Here is an 8,995-nt window from a genome sequence, read left to right on the forward strand (position 1 = left end):
GTGATTTCAGTCCAGGCCATCGTGATCTCCATCGAATCTCGCAAATCCGACAGAATCACAACCTGCTGAAATCACTCAACTCTTTTTGGAACGGACACTGAGAACCCCTCTGCGCGGATCAGATCCTCGGCGACGTACTGCGGAGCGATGCAGATACCGGGCGCCGCCGCAAAGCGGGCGATCGTGGTTTCAGGTGCCGCTTCGGCGGCGGCCGCGTTGCGGCCTGCAAGACCCGCGGCTGCGAGCGCAGACAGGCCTGTGAGGAAACGGCGACGGTTCTGGACAATCTGCACGAATCTCTCCTCCCTTGAAAAAGGCAGAGCGTGTCGGCGATAGGTCTACGTCTTCAACTCGCGCTTCAGCTCGTCGAGAAAGCAATTCTGGCCGGAACCGAGCAAAAGAGGTTCCGGCAGAGGCAGATGGTCTTGTGAGCGCGACGAGTAGCTGTGGCGCGCCCAGTCTGATGCGGGAGTCTTGCGCTCTCAGTCGCGGGCTCATGTATTAGCAACCGACGATAAGCCACGATACGCCCAATTTGCGTTGGTTGCGAGCGCAAAACTTACTCCGCCAAACGCGAGCGCCTCGCTGTCAGGGAGACTGTTTGCGCGGTCGCGAATGGCCAGTTCGAGTTTACTTGCTTCCGTTCGAGTGATCGACATGAAGGTCTGCATCGGGTCAGTGCTCGTCCATGCAAGCAGGGCATCTAAGGCTCGCTTCTCGCATTCCAAGACTCGAAGCTGCCAGTCACCGGCCCCAGTTGAACCCTTAGGGCGATCGGACTGGATGCGCCTCATGTCGGCCGTTGCGGACGCCTTTGCCACCGCCCAAATGCAGACATCGCCGGCAACGAGGTGGAACGACCGCTCCCGCCGCCTATTAGGTCTTCAGCTCGCGCTTGAGTTCGTTGAGGAAGCGCCAGTCCGTACCTTTCGCGATAATCCTGTCGGGTGTGGAGCCGATCAAACCGATTTCCTTCAGACGCAGCGCATAGAAGCGGACGGTATCAGTGGAATCGTAGTCCCGCCATTCCCGGTAAGGCAACTCGCTGATCGCTGCGAACGCATCATCGTAGTGGCTGGCGAACCCGCCCGCGACCAAGCGCTCGGCAACCAAGGCCGGCGCAGCGGTGCATAGATCCGCAGCCTTGAGGATGGCGCGCAGCACACGCTTGGTAGCAACCGGATGCGCGGCCACAAAATCGCTGTTGCCGGACAGCATGCAGCAGAAATATTGTGACCAAGGTCGGTCCACAGTGCTGTTGACGATCACGTGCCCGACCTTGTTGCGCCGCAATTCCTGCGGGTCCGGCGGAAAGCCAAGGAAAGCATCGACGTCACCGCGCGCGAACAGTTCCTTGGGTTTGACCGCCGGGTTCACCACCCAGTTGATGTCGAGCGCCGGATCGAGCCCGACATAGGCCGCGATGCTGGCGAGGAACAGATGCGGGCCCGTCCCGAGCCCTTGGACGCCGACGTTCCTGCCTTTCAGATCGACGACGCTATCGATCCCGCTTTTGGCAAACAGCTCGAAGCAGCCAGGATGGACGCCGCCGAGCACAGTGATCCGCGCACCGGAGTCCAAGGCGACGAGCAAATTTGTCACGAAGTTGAGAGTAAAGTCGATGTCGCCATTCGCCACCGCGGAGGCCTGGGCCGCACCAGCGCCTGTGACGACATAGTCAACCTCGGTGAAGCCCTCCGCGCGCAGAAGTTCCTCTGCAACATACTGTGGCGCCACGCAGATGCTAGGAATCTTCGCCAAGCGAATGCGCGTGGTCTCCGGCAGTGGCTCGGCAAGAGCTCGAGTTGGAGCGCCGACGAGGCTGGCGGCGCCGGCGGCCGTCAGGCCGGCCAGGAAACGGCGGCGGTTCTGGATGCTCTGCATAGGAATCCTCCTCCGGTTGAAAGCAAATCAAGCCCTCAGTTCTCTTTGAGAGACGCCAGCTCTTCTGGTCCACGCGCAAGCCTCATCCGGAATGGATGCCGCCACCAGCGTTAGTCCTACCTCTTGTCGTGAGCGGCAATGCACGGCCGCTCACATCTTAAGCTCGCGTTTCAACTCGTCAAAGAAGCGCCAGTAGGTGCCTTCGGTGATGATCTTTTGCGGGCCCGGCTTGACGATGCCCGTCTCCTGCATACGAAGGGCGTAGAAGCGGATCGTATCCTGGATGACCTGCATAACCTCTCCTTCCCTCGATAGGGCGCAGGGCGGTTTGGCGATTGCCTACGTCTTCAACTCCCGTTTCAGTTGATCGAGAAAACGCCAATTCGTTCCAGTGGCGATTATCTCTTGCGGACTCGACTTGACCATGCCCGTTTCGTGCATGCGCAGCGCATAGAAGCGCATCGAGGCTTCGGCATCGTAATCCCGCCACCTGTTGTACCGGATGTCGTGCAGAGTTTGCAGCGCGTAGTCGTAACTGGGCACGAACCCTCGATCGACCATCTGCTGCGCTACAAACGGCGGATCCGACGCGCAGAGGTCGGCCGCCCTTGAGGATGGACCGCAGGACGCGCTTCGTCGCCGCCGGGTATCTGTCTGCATAATCCGCAGTCGCGGAAATCATGCAGCAGAAATGCTGCGACCAGGGCGGATCGGTGGTCGAGTTGAGGATCGTATGGCCTACTTTCCTGGAGCGAAGTTCCTGCGTGCGGGGCGGTTGGCCGAGCACTGCATCGTACTTTCCTTCGACGAAGCCTTCAGCAAAATTGTGCTCTTCGATGACCCATTCGATGTCGTTGACCGGATCGAGCCCGACATAGGCGGCCATCAGAGAAACCAACACGTGTTGCGGCGAATCAAGCGTAAAGACCCCAACCCGCTTTCCCCGCAGGTCCGAGACGCCTTTGACGCTGTCGTTGGCGATCAGTTCGAGGCACCCGGAGTGCAGTCCGCTTAGTACCCTGATCGGCACTCCTGCATCGATCGACGCCAGATGAATCGGCACATAGTTCACACTGAAATCCGTCTCGCCGTTTGCGATCCACGCGGAATGATCAACCTTCTTGTCACCTTGCACATAGCAGACATCGGTGAATCCCTCGGCGCGCAGCATCTCTCCGGCGAGGTACAGGCCCGCCCAGCAATAGGCGCCGCCGATGTACCGCGGCAGGCGGACCGAGGTGGTCTCCGGCAGCGGCTCAGCCCAGGCTTGCGTAGAGGTGCCGATGGCCCAGTATTAGCAACCGACGATATGCCACGGTACGCCCAATTTGCGTTGGTTGCGAGCGCAAAACTTACTCCGCCAAACGTCCCGCCAGCACCTCGCTGTCAGGGAGACTGTTTGCGCGGTTCAGAATGGCCACTTCGAGTTTACTGCGGCCGGGCCGAGTCATCGACGCAAAGGTCTGCACAGGGTCATCAGTACTGGTTGCGCTTAACGTCTGGTTCCGGGAAGGAAAATCGGCCTCGGAAGGTCTCGAAAGGGTCACAAAGCGACGCTTCCAGCCCGCGTCGCTCTGTCCGTTGTCGCAGGTTCATTTCACAGGTCGATCTGTTCAGAGATCGCCAAAGCGTCGTCCACTTCGATGCCGAGATAGCGGACCGTGCTCTCGTATGGCCCAGGAGCAGTTGCACCGCGCGAATGTTTCCCGTCTTCGTGTAGATCTGCGCGGCTTTGGTACGCCTCATCGAATGAGTTCGGTATCGCTTGGGATCGAGCCCGACGCTGGGCGCTGATGGCAGCTCGAGTCTGCTCCGTGATCTCGAATTGTACTGGTCGTCCGGTCTTGCGCTGGACGATTACCGCCCGGTCGCGAAACGTGCCGGATAGCGCCACGTCGCCGACCGTGATCGTGACGAGGTCACAGCATCGAAGTTTGCTGTCTATGGCAAAATTGACCAGTGCCAGATCACGTGCCGCGCCTGACACCTGCAGTCGTGTTCTAATGCTCCAGACCTCGCACGGCTTGAGAGGAGGCTTCTGACCGACAATGTGGCCTCTGTTCCAGTTGGGCATGGTTCTTCTCCATGCCGCCCTCCGCAGCCGCAGCGCTCGACGTGAGCCCGCGAATTCTAGCGTCTCACCTGGAAGCGCTACAAAGGATTCGGTTTGAAAGTTGTTGGTTGTCGGTGCCGATGAAGTGCACCTTCACAATGGGGCACAACCCGCCCTTAACGGACATTGATCGGAACCCACGGCCATCGCCCTCACAACCAAAACGAGCCTATGTCTGACGAGAGCAAGTAGGCGATCCAAAGCGATACGCCCTTTAGTCGGGAAGGCCAGCCTTGTGGTAGCCTTCGACGAAGCGCTGGAGCAATTCCTCGTCGTCGAATGGCTGCGATGTTGCCCAGTGCCTGATGCTGAAGTGGGGATTGCTCATCATGAAGAATTCCGCCTCCTGATGGGCTTCATCCTGGCGCCCGAGCTGCGCGAGGGCTGCCGCTAGCATGCGCCGCGACGTGGTGCGGTAGGTTTCCGGCTTGCGTAAAGCCTCGACCGCGGATTGATAGTCGCCGAGCGCATAGTAGGCTTGGCCCGCCATCCAATAATACCACCCCGGTGGGCGCGGATTGAGCCGCAATGCCCGCTTCACGAATTCGACGCCTTTGACCGCGTCGCCCCTCAAGGTGATGAGATCCGAGCGCATCGCCCAGGCATCGGCATGATTGGGATCGAGCTTGAAGGTCGCCTCGAACTCAGCATCCGATTCCGCGAAACGCCGTTCGTGACCAAGTATGATGCCCAGCACCCAGCGGTTCCCGGCATCGTTAGGGTCGAGCGCCACTGCCCGCTGCGCTTCCGCGAGCGAGCGAGGCTGGTTGGCTTCCTTCGGCTCATCCCAGAACAGCCAGCCGAGCCAAAGATTGAGGGCCAGCCAGCTATGTGCTTCGGCATAGTCGGGATCGAGACCAATCGCCTTTTCCAGGAGCATGCGCGCTTCCCGCGCGCCTAACCCGGTCTGAAAACTGACGCCGCGGGCTTGCACGCAGAGGTCATAGGCTTCGAGACTCGTCGGCCGTTTGCGCGCCGGCCGTCCGGCCAATCGGCCGACTAGGGCTTCGACGATCTTGGCCGTGACCTCATCCTGCACTGCAAAGATGTCCTCGAGGCTGCTGTCATAGCGCTCGGCCCAGATATGATCGCCGCCGATTGCGTCGATCAGCTGCGCATTAACGCGCACGCGCCCCGCGGCGCGCCGGGCGCTGCCTTCAACCACATAGCGCACCCCAAGATCACGCGCGGCCAAACGCACATCGACCGACCGCCCCTTGTAAGCAAAGGTCGAGTTGCGCGCGATAACGAAGAGGCCGGCGCAGCGAGATAGGTCGGTGATCAGGTCTTCGGTCAAGCCGTCGACAAAGGTTTCCTGCTCCGGATCGTTGCTCATGTTAGTGAAAGGCAAAACCGCGATCGAGGGCTTGTCGGGCAATTCCAGCGATGCCAGTCGGCCGACCGGAGCGGCTCTCGGAAGCTGCAGGTTTACGCGATAGCAGTATATCGGCTCGGCTATATTCTTCACCCGCTGCTCGCCCATAGGCTCGAACGCAAACGCCAGCTTCTGCCTGACTTCCTTGGACACCTTCTCTGAAACGCAGATGCCACTGGGCTCGGCGAGTTGCTGGAGGCGCGAGGCCACGTTCACGCCCTCGCCATAGCGATCGTCCCCTTCGACGATCACTTCTCCAAGGTTGATTCCGATCCTGACTTCGAAGCGCTGGTCTTCGGCGACGCTCGCGTTACGCTCCGCCATGCCGCGTTGAAGCGTGACCGCGCATTCGACCGCATCCACCACGCTGCCGAACTCCGCCAGCAGGCCGTCTCCCATAAGCTTGAAGATTCGCCCGTGTCGTGTTGCGATTTCCGGCTCGAACAGCTCTTTGCGGCCACGTTTTAGCCGGTCGAAGGTGCCCGCTTCATCCGCCTCCATGAGCGCCGAGTACCCGACAACATCGATGGCAAGGATGGCAGCGAGCTTCCGCTCCATGTTGGGCCTCAGTTAGGATTCGCGACACGCAAGCCGCAGGTCAGAGGCGGGTAGGATCGGCGCCTCCGGCGTGCCCTCACCGGCCTTTGATACCACAGATCACGCCTCTTGAGACCATGGATCGCGCGACGCTCCGGCTCTCCTGCCGCAGCGGAATGCAATGTCGGTTATGGTCCGCTTCGCCGCATCCGGCACGATGAGCAGCCCGGCTGCACGATTCAGAGGCTCGTCCCACAGGCGGGCCATTATCGTTTCGCCGCGCTCGGCACACTTTCTGCAGACGCCGCAACGATACGCCTAGCCGGTGCACCGACGGCGCGCCAGCCGCCGGCTTGATGGTTCTCGACAGCCCTTCCTGCCTGCGCTTGCTTCGCCCGGTCATTCCGGCAATCCCGCCTTTCGCAGGGCCGACGCCAGCATTTCCATGAGTTCTGGTCGGACGACGCTCATCCGCACGAATGCGCTGTTTGTCCAGCCCGGCGCGACCTCCAACAGCCGCGAGGCGGCTGCGCGTGCGGCATCCAGGCGGTCGAGATTGACATAGGCTGCGACGAGGCTGGCATAGAGGACGCTGAAGCCGGGCGCTACTTGGATCGCCAGCGTCGAATAGTTCACCGCGTCATCATACCGGCCAGTGAAGAGGTGGACCCAGGCCAGCGCCAGGTACGAATGATAGTTCAGGGGATCGAAAGGACTGAGGCGAAGTGCCTTGAACGCGTGATCGCACGCACGTTCATAGGTTTCGCTGTACATGTGCACCATCGCGCTGAAGCCGTATGCCAGAGCTAAGTTGCGGTTTAGCTTCAAAGCTCGATCGAGAGCGCTGATGGCCCGTGCGTAGTCATGGGTAATCGTGGCGTGAACGAACGCCCCCATCGACAGCGCCTGGGGATCGTCGGCGCCGATCGCCATTGCGATGTTGGCGTGCTTCAGCGCGGCAGCCCTGTCTTCGGGATGGAAGCCTCCGCGCAGGAAGCGCTGTTCGTATCCCCAGGCCGCATAGCCATGTGCGGAAGCGTAGTTCGGGTCGAGGCTCAAGACCTCGTTCAGCAGGCGCAGGGCTTCGTTGGTATCGGCCGGCGTGTTGGCGTAGGCATGTGGCAAGGCGCGCAGGAAGAGATCATATGCGTCAAGGCTGTCCGGCCGCTTGCGGCGCGCTCGGTCGATCTCAGCGCGCCGCAGGGTGGGTTCAAGCGTCCCGACAATACTCTCGGTCAATCGGTCCTGCAGGTCGAACACGTCTTCCGCCGCGCCCTCGAACTTGTCTGCCCAAACATGGGTTGCATCTTTGCCCTCGATAAGCTGTGCGGTTATGCGCAGTCTGTCGGCAGCCCGCCGCACGCTCCCTTCCATCACGTAGCGGACGCCAAGCTCTCTTGCGACCTGCCGGATATCGAGCGTTCTGCCCTTGTAGGCGAAAGTGGAGTTCCGCGCGATGACGAACAGACCGGGTATCTTCGACAGGCCCGTGATGAGGTCCTCCACCAGCCCGTCCGTGAAATACTCCTGCTCGGGATCACCGCTCATGTTGGTGAACGGCAGCACGGCGATGGACGGCTTGTTGGGCAACGAAGGCGATCTGAGCTGTTGCATGTCGGCGACGAACCGCTGGCGAAGAACGCGATAGACCGGGAGCGGTTCAGCGATGTTCTTGACATGCTGCTCGCCCATCGATTCGAAGCCAAAGGGAAGCTTCCTTTCGACTTCGCGAGCAACTTTACCGGAGATGTAGATGCCGCCAGGCTCCGCTAGTTGCTGCAGGCGCGCTGCGATGTTGACGCCGTCGCCGTAGCGATCCTCGCCCTCGACAATTACTTCGCCGAGATTGATGCCTATTCTCACCTCAATGCGATCGTTCGCGACGGAATCCGCGTTGCGCTCGACCAAGCTACTCTGCAGCGCCACCGCGCACTCGACCGCATCCACCACGCTGGAGAACTCGGCGAGCAGTCCGTCGCCCATGAGCTTGAATATGCGTCCGTGTCGTTCCGCTATTTTGGGCTCAAACAGTTCCGTGCGTATCGCTCTGAGACGCTCAAAGGTCCCTGCCTCGTCACTCTCCATGAGCGCCGAGTAGCCAACCACGTCAGCCGCCAGGATGGCTGCGAGCCTTCTCTCCAAGAATTCTCCTCAAGCAGACCAATCGGCCAAGGATAGCATACGACGGGTCGTGAATCTGGGAATAGTTCACCTGAGGGACGTGGCGTGGCACGGCGGCGATCTGCTCCTTCCGAAGGCCGACGCGGATGACCGACTGCCACCCAACCAAGCCGTTTGACGCGAGCTGGCAACTGCTGAGTAGGCGAAGTCCGCATCGCCTCGATCGCGCCAATTGCCGACCTTTCCGGCGCTTCTCCGAAGCTGACGTTCGCGGTGCGGCCGGAATGCCACCGAACCTGCCGACATCATAGCCACGCCTCGAGTAGAGGCTTCGTCTGGAGCACCTCGGCACGGTTCCGTTCGCGCGATAGAAGCAGCGGTTGGCGATTGAGCAGCATGGAATCGCCGAATTCATGCGCGCGGTATCGATACGCGGTGAAGGCTGCGGATGCCTTGGCGAGCAGAGCATCGTCGGCAAAGGCGCGCAGGAGCTCGAAATGGCTTTCGCCGGGCTGGTGGACGCCTGTGAGAATCGCATCGACCACGCGAAGCCGCGTGCCCCGCGCGATGCGCCCTGTCGCAATGCCATTTCCGGCACGCACATTGCCGCCGGGATTGGCGGCTGCCTCAAGTGCGCGCACTACGCTCGTGCCGATCGCAATGATGCGGCTGCCGCGCAGCTTCGCCCGCGCGACCTGCGCCGCGGTGTGCTCGGGGATGCGGTATGGCTCGTCGAAGGGAAGGCGTGAGTCGAGCGCGGGATCGCCGGTGGAAGAGACGCCCGCAGCATGCGTGAGGGTTGCAAAGCCAACGTCGTGCCGACGCCAGGCTTGGAGCGTGCGCCAGTCGAGCGCGAAGCCTGCGACGGCGCCTCGAACGCGACCGGCCCGGCGGCAATCTTCGTCCAAACATCCCACAGTGCCAACGGCTCGGGAACATGCGCGTATTGGATCGGCCGGCCGTAG

At 61.1% G+C, this 8,995-nt stretch carries 7 protein-coding genes and 2 pseudogenes; all 9 read right to left on the reverse strand.

The features are described from left to right. Positions 1–71 precede the first annotated feature (71 nt). Positions 72–293 (reverse strand): hypothetical protein, encoded by a 222-nt coding sequence (locus tag NKJ91_RS32665; RefSeq protein ID WP_352458789.1) that lies wholly within the window; start codon positions 291–293, stop codon positions 72–74. A gap of 583 nt (positions 294–876) precedes the next feature. Beyond that, complete coding sequence (locus NKJ91_RS32670; RefSeq protein WP_352458790.1) at positions 877–1,884, reverse strand: ABC transporter substrate-binding protein; 1,008 nt, start codon at positions 1,882–1,884, stop codon at positions 877–879. Between the two features lie 150 nt (positions 1,885–2,034). Next, positions 2,035–2,178, reverse strand: a complete 144-nt coding sequence (locus NKJ91_RS32675) for a hypothetical protein (RefSeq protein ID WP_352458793.1) — start codon at positions 2,176–2,178, stop codon at positions 2,035–2,037. A gap of 45 nt (positions 2,179–2,223) precedes the next feature. Then, positions 2,224–2,544 (reverse strand): hypothetical protein, encoded by a 321-nt coding sequence (locus tag NKJ91_RS32680; RefSeq protein WP_352458794.1) that lies wholly within the window; start codon positions 2,542–2,544, stop codon positions 2,224–2,226. Between the two features lie 4 nt (positions 2,545–2,548). Continuing rightward, positions 2,549–3,055 (reverse strand): annotated as a pseudogene (locus NKJ91_RS32685) (ABC transporter substrate-binding protein); the annotation flags it as partial. Between the two features lie 426 nt (positions 3,056–3,481). Further along, positions 3,482–3,958, reverse strand: a pseudogene (locus tag NKJ91_RS32690) (site-specific integrase). A gap of 253 nt (positions 3,959–4,211) precedes the next feature. Continuing rightward, the gene (locus NKJ91_RS32695) at positions 4,212–5,930 is read right to left on the reverse strand and encodes an adenylate/guanylate cyclase domain-containing protein (protein WP_352458791.1); all 1,719 of its coding nucleotides are present in this window, start codon (positions 5,928–5,930) and stop codon (positions 4,212–4,214) included. A 378-nt stretch (positions 5,931–6,308) separates the two neighbouring features. Further along, a complete protein-coding gene (locus NKJ91_RS32700) occupies positions 6,309–8,051 on the reverse strand; it encodes an adenylate/guanylate cyclase domain-containing protein (protein ID WP_031212539.1) in 1,743 nt (580 codons plus the stop codon). Positions 8,052–8,335: 284 nt separating this feature from the next. Further along, a partial coding sequence (locus NKJ91_RS32705) for an S-adenosylmethionine:tRNA ribosyltransferase-isomerase (protein ID WP_352458792.1) occupies positions 8,336–8,995 on the reverse strand: 660 nt, incomplete at its 5' end.

The organism is Mesorhizobium sp. M0040 (assembly GCF_040323505.1).
Lineage (GTDB): Bacteria > Pseudomonadota > Alphaproteobacteria > Rhizobiales > Rhizobiaceae > Mesorhizobium.